This is a genomic window from Alicyclobacillus sp. SP_1, assembly GCF_024706985.1.
Classification (GTDB): Bacteria; Bacillota; Bacilli; order Alicyclobacillales; family Alicyclobacillaceae; genus Alicyclobacillus_I.
Genome location: NZ_JAMCCX010000009.1, coordinates 1 through 21,773, shown reverse-complemented (window position 1 = coordinate 21,773; position 21,773 = coordinate 1). Strand labels below are relative to the sequence as shown.

At 53.1% G+C, this 21,773-nt stretch carries 16 protein-coding genes; 1 reads left to right on the top strand and 15 read right to left on the bottom strand.

Translation table 11 applies throughout. The features are described 5' to 3' along the window. Window positions 1-77 precede the first annotated feature (77 nt). The 5 genes from whiA to M4I36_RS01155 all read right to left on the bottom strand — a co-directional run bounded on the left by whiA (window position 78) and on the right by M4I36_RS01155 (window position 7,019). On the bottom strand, window positions 78-1,031 hold the full coding sequence (gene whiA, locus M4I36_RS01175; protein WP_258109795.1) for a DNA-binding protein WhiA: 954 nt from the start codon (window positions 1,029-1,031) through the stop codon (window positions 78-80). Window positions 1,032-1,064: 33 nt separating this feature from the next. After that, complete coding sequence (locus tag M4I36_RS01170; RefSeq protein WP_308660936.1) at window positions 1,065-2,216, bottom strand: gluconeogenesis factor YvcK family protein; 1,152 nt, start codon at window positions 2,214-2,216, stop codon at window positions 1,065-1,067. A gap of 3 nt (window positions 2,217-2,219) precedes the next feature. Beyond that, a complete protein-coding gene (gene rapZ / locus M4I36_RS01165) occupies window positions 2,220-3,092 on the bottom strand; it encodes an RNase adapter RapZ (protein ID WP_258109794.1) in 873 nt (290 codons plus the stop codon). A 245-nt stretch (window positions 3,093-3,337) separates the two neighbouring features. Further along, window positions 3,338-5,278, bottom strand: a complete 1,941-nt coding sequence (gene selB / locus M4I36_RS01160; protein WP_258109793.1) for a selenocysteine-specific translation elongation factor — start codon at window positions 5,276-5,278, stop codon at window positions 3,338-3,340. Between the two features lies 1 nt (window position 5,279). Beyond that, entirely contained in the window at window positions 5,280-7,019 is a 1,740-nt protein-coding gene (locus M4I36_RS01155) for a tetratricopeptide repeat protein (RefSeq protein WP_258109791.1), read from the bottom strand. A gap of 227 nt (window positions 7,020-7,246) precedes the next feature. Here M4I36_RS01155 and argS point away from each other — a divergent pair, with 227 nt between their 5' ends. After that, window positions 7,247-8,947 carry an arginine--tRNA ligase gene (gene argS / locus M4I36_RS01150; protein WP_374985099.1) on the top strand — a complete coding sequence of 567 codons (1,701 nt, stop codon included), beginning with the start codon at window positions 7,247-7,249 and terminating at the stop codon, window positions 8,945-8,947. A 51-nt stretch (window positions 8,948-8,998) separates the two neighbouring features. Here the strand turns inward: argS and hprK are convergent, their stop codons facing one another. The 10 genes from hprK to M4I36_RS01100 form a co-directional block, all read right to left on the bottom strand. Continuing rightward, complete coding sequence (hprK, locus tag M4I36_RS01145) at window positions 8,999-10,003, bottom strand: HPr(Ser) kinase/phosphatase (protein WP_374985096.1); 1,005 nt, start codon at window positions 10,001-10,003, stop codon at window positions 8,999-9,001. Between the two features lie 55 nt (window positions 10,004-10,058). Continuing rightward, a complete protein-coding gene (gene uvrA, locus M4I36_RS01140) occupies window positions 10,059-12,980 on the bottom strand; it encodes an excinuclease ABC subunit UvrA (protein ID WP_258109872.1) in 2,922 nt (973 codons plus the stop codon). A 53-nt stretch (window positions 12,981-13,033) separates the two neighbouring features. Next, window positions 13,034-15,019, bottom strand: a complete 1,986-nt coding sequence (gene uvrB / locus M4I36_RS01135) for an excinuclease ABC subunit UvrB (RefSeq protein ID WP_308660934.1) — start codon at window positions 15,017-15,019, stop codon at window positions 13,034-13,036. Window positions 15,020-15,256: 237 nt separating this feature from the next. Beyond that, a complete protein-coding gene (locus M4I36_RS01130) occupies window positions 15,257-16,084 on the bottom strand; it encodes a flagellar motor protein MotB (RefSeq protein ID WP_258109789.1) in 828 nt (275 codons plus the stop codon). Next, window positions 16,062-16,862: a flagellar motor protein gene (locus M4I36_RS01125; protein WP_258109787.1), complete on the bottom strand. Its 801-nt coding sequence runs from the start codon at window positions 16,860-16,862 to the stop codon at window positions 16,062-16,064. The genes M4I36_RS01130 and M4I36_RS01125 overlap by 23 nt, the downstream gene beginning before the upstream one ends. A 31-nt stretch (window positions 16,863-16,893) precedes the next feature. Beyond that, window positions 16,894-18,120: a hypothetical protein gene (locus M4I36_RS01120; RefSeq protein WP_258109786.1), complete on the bottom strand. Its 1,227-nt coding sequence runs from the start codon at window positions 18,118-18,120 to the stop codon at window positions 16,894-16,896. A gap of 26 nt (window positions 18,121-18,146) precedes the next feature. Beyond that, on the bottom strand, window positions 18,147-19,040 hold the full coding sequence (ftsX, locus tag M4I36_RS01115; RefSeq protein WP_258109785.1) for a permease-like cell division protein FtsX: 894 nt from the start codon (window positions 19,038-19,040) through the stop codon (window positions 18,147-18,149). Next, a complete protein-coding gene (gene ftsE / locus M4I36_RS01110; protein ID WP_258109783.1) occupies window positions 19,030-19,716 on the bottom strand; it encodes a cell division ATP-binding protein FtsE in 687 nt (228 codons plus the stop codon). Before ftsE ends, ftsX begins: the two co-directional genes overlap by 11 nt. Window positions 19,717-20,022: 306 nt before the next feature. Beyond that, window positions 20,023-20,985, bottom strand: coding sequence for an SPFH domain-containing protein (locus M4I36_RS01105; RefSeq protein WP_258109781.1), 963 nt, complete (start codon window positions 20,983-20,985; stop codon window positions 20,023-20,025). Between the two features lie 134 nt (window positions 20,986-21,119). After that, entirely contained in the window at window positions 21,120-21,542 is a 423-nt protein-coding gene (locus tag M4I36_RS01100; RefSeq protein ID WP_258109779.1) for an NfeD family protein, read from the bottom strand. Between the last annotated feature and the right edge of the window lie 231 nt (window positions 21,543-21,773).

Below are 21,773 nucleotides of genomic sequence, written 5' to 3'. Positions count from 1 at the left end.
TGTTCACCACCCAAAGAGATTAGTCAGCTTAGTTTATGGCCCACACTTCTCTGCTAGACCAAGCACTCAACATCCATTCAGCGATGCAGGGAGCGCTCTGCTACCATCTCTTCGAGTTTGCGAAACCGATGATTGAGCCCCGATTTGCTGACGCGGTGGTCCAACCTTTCGCACAATTCTTGCAAGTTGGCTTCTGGAAAACGCAGGCGCACCTCTGCCACCTCGCGCAGGTGCGCTGGTAGTGTCTCCAGACCGACGGTCGCTTGCAGGCGCTGGATGGTCTCAAGTTGGCGCACAGCGGCGTTGATGGTCTTGTTCATGTTGGCAGTTTCGCAGTTGACCAGACGATTCACCTGATTGCGCATACCCTTTAAAATGCGTCGGTCTTCAAACTTGAGCAACGCCTGATGAGCCCCGATGATAGAGAGGAAATCGACAATTTTTTCGCCCTCTTTGAGATAGACAATAAACCCTTTTTTGCGTCGAAACTGTTTCGCATTGAGTTCATATTGGTTCATTTTCTCCTGAATGTAGTCCGCGTGTGCCTGCGTTGGCACATGGACTTCGAGATGGTACGACGGACTGCCAGGGGCATTGACCGATCCCGCTGCGAGAAACGCCCCCCGCAGATAAGCTCGCACGCTTTCCACGTCCGTAAACGGTGGCTCGTGAAAAGGCAGTATCGTCCCCGACTTGTGTGGTTCTTCAACCGTTGCAAAATCCCAACCCAAGTGGGGCAGTACTACTTCGGTCTGCCCTTCAGTGAGCCGAATGCCGTAGACATTGTTCTTCTTGAGACGCATTTTCCGACGCACGGCCACTTCCGCGGAGAGACCAAACTGTGTCTTCACCTGAGTGTAAATGCGCCGCGCCGTCGCGACATTCTCCGTTTCCACCACAAACAAGGCGCGTCCGTCTACTCTCAGCCACTGGCCGGAAGCTGCAAAGACGGCGGCCAGTTCATTTTTCTGGCTGCTTGAAGCTTCCGAGATGAGTGTCAGTTCCTTTTTTGTGTCAGCAGCAAACGACAAGGCTCATCCCCCCACCCAACCTGCGGCAACAGGTCATTTTGTGCGTTCATATCCCAGCAGCGAGACAATCTGTTCAGCAATCAAGCGGCTGTCATGCCGGGCGTAGGTCGCATAGTGAACAAAGTTGCGGGCAATGACGCGAACCCCGAGCAAATGGAGTGCTTCGATATCTGGCTGCACAGGATACGCGTTTTGCGCCTGATACTTCTGAAGTGCCTCCTCGGGAAACTGAGCCGCGTTGACCAGCATATAGTCAAACAGTCCGGGACCAACGTGACGATAAATTGTCTCCAAGTGACTGGAAGCCGACAGACTGTCGGTCTCCCCCGGCTGAGTCATCACATTGCAAATATACATAGCAGTGGCAGAACTTTTGCGAATGGCATCGACGATTTCGGGGATGAGCAAGTTCGGCAGCACGCTCGTGAAGAGACTGCCCGGCCCCACGATGACAGCGTCCGCTTCCGCAATAGCCGACAGGACTTCGGGCAGCGGGGTCAACTGTTCCGGGATGAGTTGGACTCGCTCAATTCTCTCTCCCGCCAGAGGAATATTCGACTCCCCTTCGACCACGCGACCGTCGCTCAAGACCGCCTGCAGTCGCACGTCTTCCTTGACGGCGGGCAACACTCGCCCACGCACCGCCAAAACGCGGCTGGTCTCTCGAATCGCCGACTCAAAGTCGCCCATGATGTGCGTCATAGCCGCCAAAAACAAATTCCCAAAACTGTGCCCTGCGAGACCCTCGCCCGATTCAAACCGGTACTGCAGCAAACGCTCGAGCAGCGGCTCTGTGTCCGCCAAAGCGACTAAACAGTTGCGAATGTCACCCGGAGGGGGCATGGCAAAGTCGGACCGCAATCTTCCGGACGATCCGCCATCGTCCGCGACGGTCACCACGGCAGTCAGGTCCACCTGAAATTCCTTGAGCCCCCGCAGGACCACGGATAAACCAGTGCCACCACCAATGGCCACAATCTTCAAGCGACGCCCTGTGGCGCGCGCACGTTGACGCGCTCGTCGCATGTCTCGCCACCAACCGATAGCGAGCAGAACAACGGCGGCAATCAGCACAATACCGCCAATTTCGGCACCCTGCGGCATATTGGCAAGCCGCAGCGTTCCAACCAAAATCCCTATCCCAATACAAGCAACCGTCCACGCTACCCACCACCATCGACGCATGACTCAACCCTCCCGTCGGCTATCGCGGTGGGTCAAATGGACTTCCGCATGATGTTGTAGGTGGGCTGAGAGATGCCGGGCAATGGCGACAGAGCGATGTTTTCCACCCGTACACCCCACCCCGAGCATCAAGTGACTCTTGCCTTCCTTGATGAACTGCGGGATGAGAAAATCCAATAAATCTTCGGTCCGACCCAGAAACTCCTGAGTAGCGGACGACTTCATGACATACTCGTAAACAGGCGCATCCTCTCCGGTAAACGGCCGCAAATCATCGACGTAATGTGGATTAGGAAGGAAACGAACGTCAAAAATCATGTCCGCATCAATCGGAACTCCATATTTAAACCCAAAAGAAACAACGTGCACGACCATTTTCGGAGTTCCGTCGGCAAATTGTTGGACGATAGCCTGCTTTAACTGAATTGGACGCCAATCGCTCGTGTCCAATACGATGTCGGCGGCACTCCGAAGCTCTGCCAAAGCCCGCCGTTCCAACGCAATACCTTTCAACAAGGGTTCCTCAGGTGCAATCGGATGGCGGCGCCGAGATTCTTTATAGCGCTTTACGAGAGCAGCATCACTCGCATCCAAAAATACAATCGACAAATCAAGGTTCGGATTTTCTCGCAACTGCACAACGGTGTCGAGCAGAGGACGGAACCACTCTCTACCGCGCAAATCGCAAGCTAGGGCCACTTTCCGAAGTGACCCAGCCGCCGCCGACTGTTCCGCGACTTCCATAAACTTCGGAATGAGGATGGGAGGCAAGTTGTCGACGCAGAAAAAGCCAACATCCTCTAAGGACTGCATGGCTAAGGTTTTTCCTGCTCCAGACATGCCCGTTAAGACTAACGTCTGAATTCTTGTTGCCATCGCCATCCTCCTTTCAGACCAAACAAACTCGTTCCCTGTCAAGCTCTATGCTTTAGGATACCATGGCCTCAAAACGTCCAACAAACGAATGCCAAGGTTCGCCCGCACACGACCGTTTTCTCGCATTGCCCGCCACAAAAAAAGCCGGCGCCCATCAAGAGGCGCCGTAAGGTTATATAAAAGGGGGTCAAATGTGCTACATCTGTATCCTACGACATGCATGTTTCACCCGTATTACACAGGCTTTAAGAATTTGTGACATTCGCGTAAAGATAGCGAACATCCCCTTTTCGCACGGTCTCACCCATGCCATCAAGGTATTCCAGGAGTGCTACCGCTTGCTTGCGGCTCGTTTGTAGTGCATCGCGCACCTGCGCCACCGTAAATGCCTGGCCGCCCTGCCCACACTGGCGGACCGCCGCCACCGCGAATTCATAAGCAGGTCGCGCCCACATCCAGCCCGATTGGACTTCCACTAACTCCCCGCGACTCTTCGCGAGAGAGAGAAGAGATTTGGCAACGCGATCGCGCTTCGGAAATTCGGCACACAAGGCGTCCGTTGTTGGAGCCTCGAGACCTGAGTTTGTCAGTCGCGCCAACAGTTGCTCATAGATAGCAGCTTCTTCCTCGGTGAGTTGCACCGTCCAGTCCCGGAGCTTGACGCTGCCGGATGCCACGAGTAGCCATCCGGCCGTGACGGCCCGTTCGAGTAGCATCTCGATATCGCGCCCGTTCATCTCGGAATGCTCCACCGAATAGAGGGACATCAACGTGGACTTCGCGACCCATTCGACCAACCGATGCTGCTCGTGCAACAGCTGAAGTCTCTGTCTCAAATCTGCCATCGATTGATGGAGGTAAGAAGCAGCAAACCAGCCGCTGGCAAGCGCTTGTATATCGCCCGCATGCTCCAGGGATTTGAGCCACTCGTTCGCCTCTGCGTTGGTCTTGCTGAGCGCGCTAGCAACCGCCGAAACAGTCAATCGCATGCCTTCTCTGGCAGCCATCATCAGTGCGCCTGACGGGCCCCGCCCGTCTTGCTCGGCCAGTCGCTCGACAATGTGACTTCGGTTGCGTCTGTGCAAGCGCTGAGCCGTAGGTACGACCACGTGTCCACCGCCGATGGTCGTGAGCGGAGAATGTCCTCGCACCACAAAGTGATCGCCAGATGCAACGACCAAGGGCTTATCAAGCAACAGTTGCGCATACCCGCTCTCGCCAGGTACAAGTTCTGTTCCACTCAGCAAGAGGACGCGCCCGACCACTTCCCCTGTCGCAAGATGAACGTGGACCGTGGAGCGATGTTCCACGGGCTGAGACAAGTCCGGCAACGCCGTCAACTGGACGTCGAGCAGGCGCGAAACTGAGAGCGTGTTCGGCGTAGCTACCGTATCTCCGCGATGAATGTCGCTCTTCTCCACGCCTGTCAAGTTTAGAGCAGCACGTTGCCCCGCGGCTGCTTGGTTTGAACTTGTCCCATGAACTTGAATGCCGCGCACACGGACGGGCCTCTTCGACGGAAGCTGCTCGAGTACATCACCAACGCTCACGGTGCCGCGCCACACGGTACCACTGACGACCGTCCCAAATCCCGGAACAGAGAACACTTTGTCCACCGGAAGTCGAAATGCACCTGTCCGATCCCGCCGCATCCATGATGGTGCGAGTGCATCCAACGTGGCCAGTAATTCGGCAATGCCAGTGCCCGTCCGACTACTCACTCGCACCACTGGCGCCGCCGCAAAGGCCGTCTCTGCAAGGGCTTCGCGAATGACTTCCTCGCTAACGTCGCTCCAGTCCTCTTCGGCTAAATCCACCTTGGTCAGGACGACCACCCCGGCCCGCACGCCTAAGAGCTCGAGAATTCGCAGATGTTCGTAGGTCTGAGGTTTCATGCCTTCGTTGATATCAATCACCAACAGTGCGGCATCCATGCCCGCCGCACCCGCCAGCATGTTGCGCACAAATCTCTCGTGGCCGGGAACGTCAACGAGGCCGAGCAGGGTGCCACTCGGCAATGCCAACGGTGCAAAATCAATGTCAATGGAGATACCGCGCTCCATCTCTTCCTTCAATGCGTCCGTGTTCTTTCCGGTCAAAACCCGCACGAGAGCAGTCTTCCCGTGGTCAACGTGTCCCGCAGTCCCAAGGACCACGAAACCTGGATGAGCTTTTTCTTCCGGCATTCTAGACCTGTCCCCTCTTGACATCCTGGAGCAAAGTCTCTTCCAGTTTTAGAGAAGCTTTGCGCACAGAACTCGTCGAGACATGAAATGCTTCTGCCAATTCTCGCTGCGTGACCGCAATTCGATGGTACCGCATCATGAGATAGAGCAACCCGCTAGCCCAGATCTCGGGTTTTCCGAACTTGGCTGGAACAGAAAACACTCTCGTTTGAAGATAGACCACCCACGTGCGCAAGGCCACAAGACCTAAGTCGTGGTGGTGATGTTCCGACAACCACGCGTCGACCAGATGCCATACAGTTTGGTAGTCTTCGTTCATTCCGAGCACAGCCTCTGCGGGAATTTCATCCAGTCGAACCGTGACACTGCCGAGAGACTGGCGAACTTCCACTTCACCCTGAGCTTGCAGATGCACGAGAGCAAGGAGAACCAGCGATTGCGTTCTGCTGTCCGTGACGGTTTCCCTTAAGAACGTGCGGAGCATCTGAACCGATTCATCGTCTGCCGCGAGAACCAAGGCACGTATGATGGCCTGTCGAGTGGCTTCGCTTCCGTGCCGTAGGCCCCAAGCAAGAGAAGCGCGAAAGAGCGGATCGGCCTTCCAGTCATCGACTTTCATTTCTTGCAACCGCCTGCGCATTTCCACGTATTCCATCTGCAAAGGCAGTTCGTATTGATAGGAGACCGCCAACGGAAGAGCGTTTGACTCTACCGCTGCATCAAGAAGGCGCAAATAATAGTCGGCCACCGACTTCATCTCGTCTTCCTGACCCATTTTGCGCCACCACACCCGCGCCACATCAGCCCGCCCCGCGTTGGCGGCCGCAGCGGCAATGGAGTGACGCAGAGCGTCGTCGGCATCTACCACAATCCGCGCAATCCGGAGGAAATACTGCAGCGCTTCGGCGTGGAGACCAGCTAAGCCGAGCGTTGTTCCGACCTTCATGGCCAAATCGTAGTTGAGCGGGAATACCCTTTGTAGGGTCTCAAAGTAAGGAAGGGCGCGCTCCCGTCCATAGCGGTGGTTCATAAATACCGCATAGTTGCAAATGGCGTGAAGATTGTCCGGCTGCGTTTCCAAGACGCTTTCGGACATGCGCATGGCTTTATCAGACTGACCTGTGTAAAAGTAGGCCAGGGACAGGTTGTTTTTCGCAGCGTGATTGTCCGGATTGTCGCGAATCAATTTCTCCAACCAGACAATTGCAGACTCAAATTCCCCTTGCTCCAGTAAATGCCGACCATCTTGTTTGGCCGCAGCTTGCTCTACTTCCAATCGCTCTTGCTCCCAACGTCGATAAACTGCTCCGCCACCGAATTCATCGAGCAGGAGTTCCAGCATCTCTTCCGCTTCGATGGCGTATTCTCCGTCAGGGTCTGCATCCAAATAGCGAAGCACGTGCTCCTCCGCAGAATCGTATTCACCCAGATGCGCATAGTTGTTCGCCAAATAAAACTGACACTCCGCCATGTCGGGGGCGAGATGATGCAAGACATGGAAGAGAACCTTGTTCGATTCCGAAAAATCGCCAAGTTCCGACAAAACGCCTGCAAGATTGCAGTAGTTGATGGGGTTACGCGGCTCGTATTCTACGGTTTTGCGAAACGCGCGCAACGCTTTCTCTAACTCGTTTTTTTGAAGATACTTCAGCCCACGCTCGTGGAAGTACTGAGCAGACTGATGAATCGGGATGACATTATTGTATCTGCGACGCCGCTCGTTCTTCTTGGGCACATCCATAATACTACCTCCCCCGGTTGCCTGCGAATTCAGCCCGAGCAAAATGCTCCAGGTGCCACGCGCTACCACGGCAGAGTTAAATTTTGTGTTGCTTCAGCGCAAGTATAGCACACTCCTGTCTGTCACTTGAAGGCAATCGACAGGCATCGGCACAGTCTGACAAACGTATTCCAAACCCATGCTATAATGTGAGGAATACACTTCATGGCATTTAAGGAGGATTGTCTTTGCAGAGCGTCAAGCATCAACTTGCAACTATTGTAGCAGAAGCGACGAATGTAAGCGTCGCCGACTGTGAAACTTGGATTGAATATCCCCCCAATCGCGATCTCGGTGATTTGGCACTTCCTTGCTTCCGCTTCGCGAGACACCTCCGTCAAAGTCCGCAGCAGATAGCTGAGACCCTAGCGCTCCGTATCGAGCAAAGCGGGTTGTTTGCGGAAGCAGTCGCAACCGGTGGTTTTGTAAATATTCGCATACATCGTCCGCAATTTGCAAAGGAACTTTTAGAAACTGCGCAAACAGACATCGAACAGGTCTTGAGCAACCGGCGCGGGACAGGTGAGATCGTCGCCATCGACTACTCGTCGCCGAACATCGCCAAACCTTTCGGGGTAGGTCATCTGCGTTCAACCATCATCGGAGAGGCACTGCACCGCATGCTCAAAGCAGACGGGTATCGGCCAGTCGGCATCAACCATCTGGGCGACTGGGGCACGCAATTTGGCAAAAATATTGTCGCTTACCTCAAATGGGGGGACGAAGCAACCGTCCGAGCTAATCCGGTGCGCGAGCTTTTTGCACTCTACGTCCGCTTTCACCAAGAAGCACAATCTCATCCGGAATTAGATGAGGAAGCGAGAATGTGGTTTAAAAAGTTGGAAGACGGAGACGAAGAAGCGGTTCGCCTGTGGAAATGGTTCATCGAGGAGAGCCTCAAAGGCTTTGCACAGACTTACCAACTTCTCGGCGTAAGCTTCGACCACTATTTGGGCGAAAGTTTCTACAACGACAAAATGGCCGCCGTCGTCGACGAGTTGCGCAGCAAGGGCCTATTGGTGGAGAGCGATGGCGCAGAAGTCGTTGACTTAAGTGCGTGGGACATGCCCCCGTGCATCATCCGCAAGTCGGACGGCGCGACCATCTATGCCACGCGCGATTTGGCAGCTGCCAAATATCGACACGACATCCTCGGCGCAACCAAGCTCCTATACGTGGTCGGGTCCGAGCAGACTCTGCACTTTCAGCAAGTGTTCAAAGTCTTGGAGTTGATGGGTGATGCGTGGGCCACAGGCTGTACCCACGTCTCATTTGGAATGATGAAGTATAATGGCGAGCGACTCTCCACTCGGCGAGGCAAGGTCGTGTACTTGGAAGAGGTTCTGGAACGGGCTGTTCAGGAGGCCCGGGCCATCATTGACACCAAAAATCCAGACCTCGAAGACAAAGATCGCGTGGCCCGCCAAGTCGGTGTGGGCGCCGTCATCTTTAACGACCTCAAGACGTATCGTGTGCACGACGTCGACTTCCGTTACGAAGACGTCCTCAATTTTGACGGAGAAACCGGTCCGTACGTCCAGTACACGCACGCACGCTGTTGTAGCGTCCTACGCAAAAACGGGGAGAAGCTCGGCCCGCTCAATTTGGAGGATTTCGTCACTCTCACAGATACGGAATGGTCACTCATACGCTGGCTGGCAGAGGCCAATGAAACCTTTGAGCGCGCCGTAGATGGCTTTGACCCTTCTATTTTGGCCCGCTATGTGCTTCGCGTCTGTCAGGCGTTCAATCGCTTTTACCATGACCATCCCATCTTGACCGCAGATTCCCCAACGAAGAAGCGGCGCCTCGCAATGACGGAAGCTACGCGCAACGTGATTCGCCAAGTGCTCTTTCTACTCGCCGTAGAATCTCCAGAAGCCATGTAGCATGTTTAGCGCAAGCGCCATCCCATCGCACAGCCGTTCACAAACAAGCCTTTAGAAACCGGAACGGCTGTGCTGAGAATTGGAAAGGGGGCTTTGCTCCTTCGAAGAATCCACCGCATCCACAGAATTCGCGGAAATGGCCTCCGCCAATTCATCTGTGAAAGCCTTGGCCGCATCGTAACCCATGCCCTTTAAGCGGAAGTTCATAGCCGCAACTTCGACAATCACGGCTAGATTTCGGCCTGGTCGCACCGGTATCGTCACTAAGGGAATCTCAAGCCCCAAAATCTTCATCAAATCGTTGTCTATTCCTAGACGGTCATATGCCTTATTCTCTTGCCATGCCTCCAAATGAATGACCAAAACCAATTTTTTATGCGTCCGAACCGCTCCCGCGCCAAACAGCGTCATTGCGTTGAGAACGCCCAGTCCGCGAATCTCCAAAAGATGCTGGAGTAACGTAGGCGCGCTTCCGAGCAGCGTGTCGTCGGAAACCTGGCGAATCACGACGGCATCATCTGCAACCAGACGGTGTCCACGCTTAATAAGTTCCAGTGCCGTCTCACTTTTGCCGATTCCACTAGAGCCCGTTATGAGAATGCCAATGCCATACACATCGACCAGTACGCCATGGACCAAAGTCTCTGGCGCCAACCGCTCTTCCAGAAAATTCGAGAGGGTCGCGGCACCTCGTGTGGTGACCATCGCTGTGCCGAGGACAGGTAGACCGCGCCGAGTCGCTTCGGACAACAAAGTCTCTGGAGGAATATCCCCTCGCGTAATGATGACGCAGGGCGTCTCTTCATAGGCACAAAACGCAAAGACGCGAAGAGCCTGTTCGCGCGGGTTCATCCCTTCAAGAAAAGACAGTTCCGTTCGCCCAAGAAGCTGAACTCTTTCGGCTGGATGATACCGTAAATAACCAGCGAGGGCCAAACCTGGACGATTGATGTCCACACTGCGAATCACTCGGTCTAAATTAGCCTGGGGCGTAAATACATGCAGTCCCAGTCCGGAAACCAACTCTCGAACTGTCACGCCATGCTGTGCTCCCAATGGACGCTCCCCCTAAACTTGACGTGTTCTCACCAGTAGTCATCGTACGTCAGACTCATACACGCACCTGTGGTCGGTCGGGAGTCTCTTCTGCCCCTCTGCTCTCTGCGACCCGGTCAGCTCTTGGAAACTGCGTTTCCCCCCTGCTGAGTCGAATACCTCTCTCCAGAATCGGTGCCAAAAATTGACCCGTGTACGATTTCGACACGCGACACAATTCTTCCGGAGTCCCTGTGGCGACCAACTGGCCACCCCGGTCACCGCCTTCTGGACCGAGATCAATCAGGTAATCGGCCGTTTTGATGACATCCAGATTGTGCTCAATGACAAGCACAGTGTCTCCACTATCCACCAATCTGTGTAGCACCAAAAGCAGCCGCTCAATATCTGCTACATGCAGTCCAGTCGTCGGTTCATCCAAGATATACAGCGTCCGGCCTGTGCTGCGGCGATACAATTCGGAAGCGAGTTTCACGCGCTGCGCCTCTCCCCCCGACATCGTGGTTGCTGGCTGGCCGAGTTTCATATAGTCGAGCCCCACATCGTGCAAGGTCTGCATCTTCCGCACAATGCGGGGAATGTTCTCAAAGAAAGTCACCGCGTCTTCCACCGTCATATCTAAGACATCGGCAATGTTTTTGCCTTTGTAGTGCACTTCCAATGTCTCGCGATTATATCGTTTGCCTTTGCAAACTTCGCAAGGGACGTATACATCGGGGAGGAAATGCATTTCTATTTTTATAATGCCGTCTCCTTTGCACGCCTCACATCGTCCGCCGCGCACATTGAAGGAAAATCGTCCTTTTTTGTAACCGCGCATCTTCGCTTCGTTGGTGGCTGCAAATAAGTCGCGGATGTCGTCAAAGACGCCAGTATACGTGGCTGGGTTAGAACGCGGGGTCCGACCAATGGGTGACTGGTCGATGTCGATGACTTTGTCCAAATGTTCGAGTCCATCGATTTTCTGGTGAGCACCCGGTCGAATACGCGCGCGGTTCAAGTCTCTCGCCAGTGCTTTGTAGATAATCTCGTTCACCAACGTCGACTTTCCCGACCCGGAAACCCCCGTGACACAGTTGAACACGCCGAGTGGAATACGGACGTTAATGCCCTTCAAATTATTTTCCCGAGCCTGACGAACCTCTAGCCAGCGATTGTCGGGCATTCTTCGCTTTTCGGGAACAGGAATAAACTTTTTCCCCGAGAGATAGTTCCCAGTGATGGAATGTTCATCTCTTTGAATTTCTGCCGGTGTTCCAGCCGCCACGACTTCCCCGCCGTGTACACCCGCTCCGACGCCCATGTCAATAATGTAGTCTGCCGACAGCATGGTGTCTTCGTCATGCTCGACGACGATCAATGTGTTCCCGAGGTCGCGCATATGTTCCAAAGTTCGAATAAGCCGCGCATTGTCTCGCTGGTGCAAACCGATGCTCGGTTCGTCGAGAATGTAGAGGACCCCCATCAAACTGGAGCCGAGTTGCGTTGCCAAGCGGATGCGCTGCGCTTCCCCTCCAGAGAGCGTTCCTGCAGCGCGCGACAACGTCAAATAGTCCAGCCCGACGTCGCGCAAAAAGCCGAGACGCGACTCAATTTCTTTGAGAACGAGACGGGCGATACTCATCTCTTTTTCTGTCAACTCGAGACTGTCAAAGAAAGAGAGCGCTTCGACCACCGATTTGTCTGTGACATCGGCAATGCTCGCGCCACCAATGAGAACTGCCAACGACTCCTTCTTCAAGCGTTTCCCTTTACAAGAAGGACAAGGCTTAGCACTCATAAATCCTTCGATGAATTCTCGAATGGAGTCCGACACGGTTTCACGATGCCGCCGAGCGAGATTCGGCACGATGCCTTCAAAGGCAATTTCAGCTCGCTTCCTTTGTCCAAAGTCATTCTCATATTCAAACTGAATCGGACTCCCTGTTCCGCGAAACAGTTTTTCTAGCGACTCTCGAGGAAGTTCTGCAACTGGGACGTTGGTGTCAATGCCGAACGCAGCACACGCCGCTTTCAACAACTGCGGATAATAGTTTGAAAACGAGCCAGCCCACGGCTCAATAGCTCCTTCTTCAATGGAAAGCGTCGGATTGGGGATGAGCAGTGCCTCATCCACTTCCATGTTGACTCCGAGCCCTGTACACACCTCGCAGGCCCCAAACGGACTGTTAAAAGAAAACATCCGTGGTGCAAGTTCATCCATACTGAACTGACAATTCGGGCAAGCGTGATTTTGACTGAACAGCAACTCCTCTGCTCCAAGGACATCGACCAGCACCACGCCCCCGGAAAGTCGAACTGCCGTTTCGAGTGAATCGGCAAGTCTCGTCGCAACATCTGGGCGAATGACAATTCGGTCCACGACCACTGCAATATCATGCTTTTTGTTTTTCTCTAATTGGATGTCATCGGTCACTTCCCGCACTTCACCATCCACGCGAACACGGACAAATCCCTGTTTGCGGATGTCTTCGAGCAGTTTGACGTGTTCGCCTTTTCGGCCGCGCACCAGCGGTGCCAACACTTGAATCCGAGTCCCTTCAGGCAACTGGATGACTTGGTCGACCATTTGTTCAATCGTCTGCGATTCGATGGGAATGTGACAGTTGGGACAGTATGCTCTACCCACGCGAGCGAACAAAAGTCGCAAGTAGTCATAAATTTCTGTCACAGTCCCAACGGTGGACCTAGGATTTCGACTGGTCGTTTTTTGGTCGATAGAGATAGCTGGCGAAAGGCCCTCGATGGAATCCACATCTGGCTTGTCCATCTGCCCAAGAAACTGCCGAGCATAGGCGGACAGTGACTCCACGTACCGTCGCTGTCCTTCCGCATAAATAGTGTCGAACGCCAAGGAGGATTTTCCTGAGCCACTCAATCCGGTGATGACCACAAATTTATCCCGAGGTATGCGCACATCGATATTCTTTAAATTATGAGCTCTAGCCCCTTTGACCTCAATGTAATTAGAATTCATCCGCTGACGCTCCTTTTCCGCACCGCTATCCCACGTGTTCTCGTGGAACATCCTCATCCGGTCAACTCCATAATCAAATCGCGCAACTCAGCCGCACGCTCAAAGCGCAATTCTCGAGCGGCCTGCTTCATCTCCTGCTCCAAGCGGGCCACATACTCACGCCGCTCCTTCGGAGGCAACTTCTGAGCCTGTTCTGCCAATGGAATGTAGTCGTCCCGCGCTTCGGCCGCGTGTGTGGCTTCGACGACATCGCGAACCGCTTTTTGTATCGTCTGCGGCGTAATGCCGTGCTCTTCGTTGAATTGCATCTGACGAGCGCGTCGGCGTTCCGTCTCTTGAATGGCCAGTTGCATGGAATCCGTCACCTTGTCCGCATACATGATAACTTGGCCCTCACTGTTCCGCGCAGCACGTCCAATCGTCTGAATAAGCGATGTTGCGGCTCGCAAAAAGCCCTCTTTGTCCGCATCCAGAATGGCCACAAGGGACACTTCTGGCAAGTCTAAGCCCTCCCGTAGGAGGTTGATTCCAACCAGGACATCAAACACACCCAAACGCAACTCCCGCAAAATCACCATGCGCTCAATAGTCTTAATATCCGAGTGCAAGTAGCGGACGCGAATGCCAATCTCTTTAAAGTAATCCGTCAAATCCTCTGCCATTTTTTTAGTCAACGTAGTAACCAATACGCGTTCCTTGCGAGCGATTCTGTCTTGAATCTCCGCCACCAAGTCGTCAATTTGACCCTTTGTCGGCCGAACATGGACAACTGGGTCCAAGAGACCTGTGGGGCGAATAATCTGCTCCACCATACGTTGTTCGTGTTCTCGCTCATATGGTCCGGGAGTGGCGGACACATAGATGGTCTGCCCTACCTTGCCCTCAAATTCGGAAAATGTGAGGGGCCGGTTATCCGCCGCAGAAGGAAGGCGAAATCCGTGCTCAATGAGTGTCAACTTGCGCGTCCGATCACCGCCATACATCCCTCGCACTTGCGGAAGTGTCACGTGAGATTCATCGATAAAAGTGACGAAGTCAGGCGGAAAATAGTCGAGAAGAGTATTCGGAGGTTCCCCGGCAGAGCGACCTTCTAAATGACGCGAGTAGTTTTCAATCCCAGTACAAAATCCAATTTCCATCATCATTTCTACATCGTAATTCGTTCGCTGCTCCAAGCGCTGTGCCTCAAGCAGCTTGCCGGCACCATTCAGTTCGTCCAAGCGGACAGCGAGTTCTTCTTTGATGCGCGTCACAGCCGCCTCCAGACGTGGGCGAGAAGTAACAAAGTGTGAAGCCGGGAAGATAGAGATGTGGTCTCGATATCCGACAACTTCTCCCGTCACAACGTCAATCTCGGTGATGCGGTCAATCTCGTCTCCAAACAGTTCCACGCGCACCGCATGCTCACCTCGCGACGCTGGGAAAATCTCAACCACATCTCCACGCACCCGAAAGGTTCCGCGTGTGAAGTTGATGTCGTTACGGTCATATTGCATGTCTACCAACCGATGTAGAATACTGTCTCGAGACCGTGTGGACTGTACTCGCAAGGAAAGAACATGCTCTCCGTACTCCTTCGGACTTCCCAACCCATAAATAGCCGAAACACTCGCGACCACAATGACATCATTGCGTTCCAAAATGGAAGCGGTCGCTGAGTGACGCAATTTGTCGATTTCGTCGTTGATTTTTGCATCTTTCTCAATATACGTATCGGTCGACGGAATGTAGGCTTCCGGCTGATAGTAGTCATAATAGCTCACAAAGTACTCAACAGCATTATTTGGAAAGAATTCGCGAAACTCGGCTGCAAGTTGACCAGCCAGTGTCTTGTTGTGGGCAATAATGAGCGTCGGTCGATTAAGACGCGCAATCACGTTGGCCATCGTGAAGGTTTTCCCGGAACCTGTGACACCGAGCAAAGTCTGATGCCTCAAGCCGGCTTGCACACCTTCTGCAAGCAAGTCGATAGCCTGCGGTTGGTCTCCTTGAGGACGATATGAGGACACCAGTTCGAACGGTTTGACCATTCGCTCCATAGTTCGACCTCTCTTCCACTTCATCTTCGAATAGTATATCATAACGTCCCATCGTGCCGGAACAAATGTTCGCAAAACATTTCTCAGCCCCAGTATAGCCACAAATAATCGGCGAGCCAACATAGCGCTCGCCGAAACAGAGGTTTGTGGAAATATTTTTAAAGCGCATCGAGACAGAAAAATCACACACCGCACGTATCCTCTGGTATAGGTTGTCCAGAAGACTCGACTTCCAATTCAGCTAGCGCTCGACACCGTCGTGGAGGATGTCCCTTTCGAATTGGGGGACAAATCCGTCTGCGTTGGAATCGCCGCTATAGTACCTGGTTCAATACCCTGGCGTAAAATCACAATATTAACCCGTCGATTGGTCTGGCGGTTCGCTCTAGTGTTGTTTGGAACCACTGGTCTGTACTGACCGTATCCAATGCCCGACAAACGTGTTGGCGCAATACCATGAGCGACCAGAAACTGAACTACGCCCATCGCCCGCCCGGCGGACAACTGCCAATTGGATGGGTAGACGGTGGTGTCAATTGGCACATTGTCCGTATATCCTTCGACGACAATTTGATTGGGTAGAGACGAGAAGAAAGGAATGAGCCCTGCCAAAATACTTTGCGCTTTCGGTCGAATATTGGCTGATCCGGTGTCGAACAACACAACGTCTTTCAGTGTAATTTGAATTCCTCGCGCTTGATCGGCCAGAGCCAAGTTGCTCGCCAAATGATGTTTGTCGATGTAATCGCGGAGCATTTGGTACAGCCTGTCCAACTGTGCATCGTGAACCTTTAAAGTTGCGGGCGTCTTTTGATGATGACCCTTATTGGTCGGATTCGCTGCAGAAATCAGTGCCGTTGTTCCTGTGTGGTTGAGGGGGATTTGATCCGACTTGTGCAAAGCGGCAGCCAGAGACTCCGACAGGGACTCAAATTTAATATGATTGATAGAAGACATTGCGTACATGATGACGAAAAAAATCATCAGCAACGTAATCAAGTCAGAGTATGTGATGAGCCAGCGTTCGTGATTCGTAGGTTCATTACGCTTCCGCTGCTTCCGCATTCTGCGCACCTGTCTTTCCTTTTGCTGTTCTCGCTGTAGGAGCCAAGAACGCTCGCAGCTTCTGACCGAGGATTGTGGGATTTTCTCCGGCCTGAATCGACAAAACGCCCTCGAGCATAATTTCTCGCAACAACATCTCTGCGGCGTTCCGCTCTTTCAGTTTGTTGGCAATCGGCAACCAAAGAACGTTAGCGCTCGCCACACCGTACAGAGTCGCCGTGAATGCCGTCGCAATTTGAGGACCGAGGGTCGCCACACTAGACAGGTTGCCGAGCACGTGAATCAGTCCCATAACGGTTCCGATAATGCCCATGGTCGGCGCAAATCCACCAGCCGATTCAAACATTTTCGCACCCGCTTCGTGGCGCTGTTCCACGTAGGACAACTCCGTCTCCATCATCGACTTGACTAATTCCGGGTCGACTCCATCCACCACGAGACGAACCCCGCCTTTCAGAAACTCATCCGGAAAGTTTTCAATTCGCTCCTCCAAAGCCAGAATACCCTCTCGGCGAGCGATGGTCGCAAGTCCCACCAACTGGTCAATAACGTCCAAGAAGTCTACCGACTTGGAAAAAAGAGATATTTTTAAATACTTCCCCACTCCAAGAAAAGTCTTTAAAGAAGAGGACGTCAAGGTCGCGCCGATGGTGCCCCCAAAGACGATGAGTGCAGCGGTCGGCTGCAAAAGCGCCGTAATACTGCCGCCATCTAAAGTAAATCCCCCAACCAATCCGGCAATTGCGACGATGACGCCGACCAGTGTTGCGATGTCCATATTTCCTAGCCTCCTGAGGTGAAAAAATCAACTACTCTACGAGTGTGGGCATATCTTTTCTCTGTATCGGCGACCCACTCTCGGTCAAGCGTCCCCATCGCGCATACAGCGACGAAAGTGCCCCCACTTCGCGTCTCCTATAGACGAAGACTCCATCCTCGACCGACACGATCAACAAACCAATTTGGTGACGCTCGCCAGCATAAATAGGTTTGCCCACCAATCTCGCCTCCCCTCTCAAATCGACGACTTTCATCCTTACGTAGGCTGGATTGATGTCCAGAGCGAAATGCAACTCATACTCACTGCGGACGGTGGACTGATTGACTTCGACGATCCGCTCACCTGCCGAGAGTCCCAGCTCCCTCGCGACAGACCCCCGAATCGTGTGCAAAATAGTCACTCCCTCGGCGTACGGGGCGCACAGAGAGTCGAGCTGTCTTTCTCTGACTCGCAACTTCAGGAGATACACCTCTCCGACGAGGACGTATAGCGCCACCAATAGGATTGGTGCAAAAGCCAAATGTTCAAAGCGAAGCAGCGCATACGCCCCGCCGCCAGCGACCAACATTCCAAACCCGCTCCACAGAGTCGAAATTCGCACTTGTTTGGGAAACAGTGTCGCCCCTAAATAAGAAATTCCTGTTAAGAAAGGCAACGGCGCGATAGGTAGCAGGTAGACGTATTGCGTATAAAACCCCCCGACACAAAGACCGCGCTTCCCTCGAAAGAGAGCAGGACTCGTTTCATCTCCCCAGCACCACCAAGTCATTAGGACTTGACCAATACCCGCCAGTCCTATAGTGGCTGCCCACGTACCGGACGAGAAATTCAGCCATGCATCCCGCCACGGCCCGGAAATTCCTGCGAGGGACCAATGCAAGGTTGTAGCGAGATAGGCCGCCAAAATCCAAACGGCAATGCTGTAGATGGATGCCATAAACCGCAACCGAAAGGCAGCCAAGAGAGCGCTGAGCGCGCTGACCAAAACAATTTGGCGCCACGGTAAACTCAGATGCAAAGCCAGTGCGGAGGCTGTCAAAACAATACCCACCAACAAAAATTTAAGGAAACGAAGCAACAAAGGGAACCACACTCGAGTCACACGTACCCCGAACATTTTTCGTTCGACCTTCGCTTGACGAACATTTTCGAGGACAATTAAGAACACACTGAGGTACAGTAGCGGATTGAGCATCAATTCGCGAAACACCTGAAACACTGGTTGCACGATGGCGTGGACGTTCTCGCTTCCCACTCCACACCTCCTCTCCACACGGTCAGCTATGCCCTCAAGAACTTACGAACGGACACGAATCCGCCCCAAGCGCCTATGACAAATCCCAGAGCGAGTAACGCGACAACCAATTTGACGACAAACTCTGTGGCTGGAACGAGGGGGAAATGCAGGCCGTAGAATACTCCACCCGTGACGCGATACAAATACTCATAGACATAACCGAGCACCGCTGCAGGGACGGCGGCGCCAATCATCCCGATTAAAGTAGATTCCACGAGAAACGGCATCCGTATGAATCCATTTGTAGCACCCACGAGACGCATGATTTCGATTTCCCGTCGTCGCGAAAAAATCGCAATTTTAATAGTGTTGGAAATCAGAAACATGGCGGTCAAGAACAGGGCTAGAACGAATACAAGACCAATATTGCGCGCAATATCCAAAACGCGGAACAAGGGGCGTACATACTGTGCACCATCGTTTACCGAACTCACCTCAGGAATGGACTTAACCTCGGAGGCGACCTGCAAAGTTTCCTTCGGATTATTCGCCTTGATGATGAGCGTAACGGGCAGCGGATTCGAATGAAGCCCGCGCAGTAAGTCACTATATTGACTGCCAAGGTCTGCCTGAAGTTGTTTCAAACCTTGCGACTTCGTGACCACCACCACTGACTTGACATCCGGTAGGCGTCGGACATCTGTCGCTACTGCCTGTCCCTCAGCAGAATTCAAATTTTGTTTCAAATACGCGCTCACTTCCAACTGGTTGGCGACATAGTGCGACATCTGCTCGGCGTTCAGCGCAATCATCATCGCCATGCCGACAATGGCAAGAGTAATCATGACTGCTGTCATGGCGGCAAACGTCATCCAACCATTGCGGACGAGATTTTTCAAGCCTTCTCGAAAATGGCGCCCGAAGGCTCTAATCGTCATATCCGTACATCCCTCTAGCTTCATCTCGAATGATTTTACCGCCTTCGATGGCGATGACTCGCTTGCGAATCGTATTGACAATTTCCTTGTTGTGCGTAGCCATGACAATCGTGGTACCACGGTCGTTGATGCGCTGGAACAACTTCATCACCGACCAAGAGTTTTCCGGGTCCAGGTTGCCCGTGGGCTCATCTGCAATGATAACGGCAGGGTTGTTGACGAGGGCTCTGGCCACGGCAACTCTTTGCTGTTCGCCTCCGGACAACTGGTCTGGCCAGCGGTCTGCTTGCTCGGTCAATCCAACCCAGTCCAATGCATCTTTGACGCGGCGACGCATATTGCGCTTAGGCGCAGTCGTGACTTCCAAGGCATAGCTGACATTCTCTGCAACCGTGAGTTTAGGTAGAAGTTTAAAATCTTGAAAGACGACACCAATGCTTCTTCTGAGGTAGGGGATTTTGCGGTTTTTGAGACGCTCAATATTAAATCCATTGACAAAAATGTGACCACTCGATGGCCTCTCTTCGCGGTACATGAGCTTGATGAAGGTGGACTTACCTGCTCCACTCGGTCCCACGACGTAGACAAACTCACCTTTGCCGATATGCACCGAGATGTTCTCGAGGGCCTTTTTGCCATTGGCGTACTCTTTAGACACGTCTTGCATTTCAATCATGAATAGAACTGCCTCCCTCAGATTGAGGCCATGGTGAATAGACAGAAGGCCCTGCATTGCAAAGACAGCGACTGGCAAGTATCCATGACAATTCGATAGGATTCGACATGATGATTCGACAAACAAACGCAAAATCCTGTTATTCTCGCCAGCCGAACAGCAAGAATCACAGAATTTCGTCCCATTCTCCGCAATCTTGGCACAAAAAAGATGCGGCATTCCATCCGCATCCAAATGCCCGTTCCCGTCAGCAACTCCGAATGAAACTCTTCACGTGTTCTCCATCTCGGACCACGCCAGCGTAGCTCAAAGAATCTCGTCCACGATGTTGGCCTTCGGATTAGGTGAACCTGCAGCAGCCGTTTTCAAAGCTCCTAGGGCAGACAGAACGCCAACGGCCTCGGTCGGAACGAAAAATGTGGTCGCCTGTCCATTCGCAATACCCTGCAACGCCTCAAACGACTGGTAGGTGAGCACGTTGCTGTCCAGACCAGCCGACTTCAATAGTTCGATCCGGTTCTTTTCTGCTTCAGCTACCAGCCTAATGGCTTGACCGCGCCCGTCTGCCTCTAATTGCTGTGCCTGTCGAACGCCCTCTGCGCGGCGGATGTTCGACTCTCGTTCTCCTTCAGCGCGAAGGATGGCACTCTGCTTTTCTCCTTCCGCCCGCAGTATTGCCGCCTGCCGCTCGCCCTCGGCTTGTAGAACGTTTGCTCGTTTTTCCCGTTCTGCTTTCATTTGCTTCTCCATAGCATCCTGAATCTCGCGCGGAGGTTTGATGTCCACCACCTCGACTCGATCGATACGTACACCCCAAGATTCCGTGACCTCATCCAACGCGATTCTCAACGCCATCGAAATTTTGTCCCGACCCGACAGAGTTTCGTCCAGTTCCATATGTCCCGCAACTTGACGCACATTAGCAGCTGTCACATTTTGAATCCCTTGAACAAAGTCCTGGATGTTGTATGTGGCTCTCTGAGCTTCGACCACCGTATAGAAGAACACCGTATCTATCGAAATCTGCACGTTATCTTTGGTGATGACCATCTGCGGCGGAACCACCACTTGCTGAGTGCGCAAGTCGAGCACTCGGGAAACGCGATCGACAAATGGAATCAAGAAGTTAATGCCTGGCTGCAGGGTTGCGTGGTACTTTCCCAACCGTTCTACAATGGCGACCTTCTGTTGTGGGATGATCCGTATCGCACGCAGAAGAATAATCAGAACCAAAATGATGATGACTAAACCGACAATCAGGTTGACCATGCTATAACCTCCCCTATGCCCCGGAGTGGGAGCCGCCCTGCGGATGGACTCCCTCACCGGACCACGTGACTTAACAGTACCTTACAGCTCTCGCGTGTGCCATGCATGAGTCTGAGACCTGCAGGAAGCGCCACTCACAGCTTCGAAACCTGCAGTACTGCCGACGACGCAGACAAAATCAACACAGAATCCTCCTCCTGCAAAGGCACGTCGCAAGACGCGCTCCACACTTCACCATCCACGCGAACCAAGGCACGTTGACCGGCTGGCGCACCTTGAATCACTTTTCCTTCGTGTCCAACCATCGACTCAGTTCGCGTGCGAAACGTTCGACGCGAGCGCATTCGTCGGGCAAACGGCCGTGACAGTAGGAGCAACACAATGCTGGCAACCGCAAAGAGGACCACCTGAAAGGTCCACGAATCTACCTGAAATGCCACAATGCCCGTGACGATAGCACTGATGGAAATCCAGATAAGAATAAAGGTAAAGGATAGGAGCTCGACAATACCCAGTATCAAGCCTAGCACAATCCAAAATATCGCCCATAGAGACACGTTTCTCACCTCCGCGAAAATCGCTTCCATTTGGAAGTGGAGTGGCCTCTCTATCGTGTTCTTATTCACCTCGAAAGTCAATAAAAAGCCCCGAGGGGAGGGTGGACAGAGATGGTCTTCCTCTCTGCACCCCCACACTCGGGGCTCTCGTTCGTCTCTCTCGCCTGGCAACGTCCTACCTTCCCAGGGGTCTGCACCCCAAGTATTCTCGGCGCTGGAGGTCTTCACGGT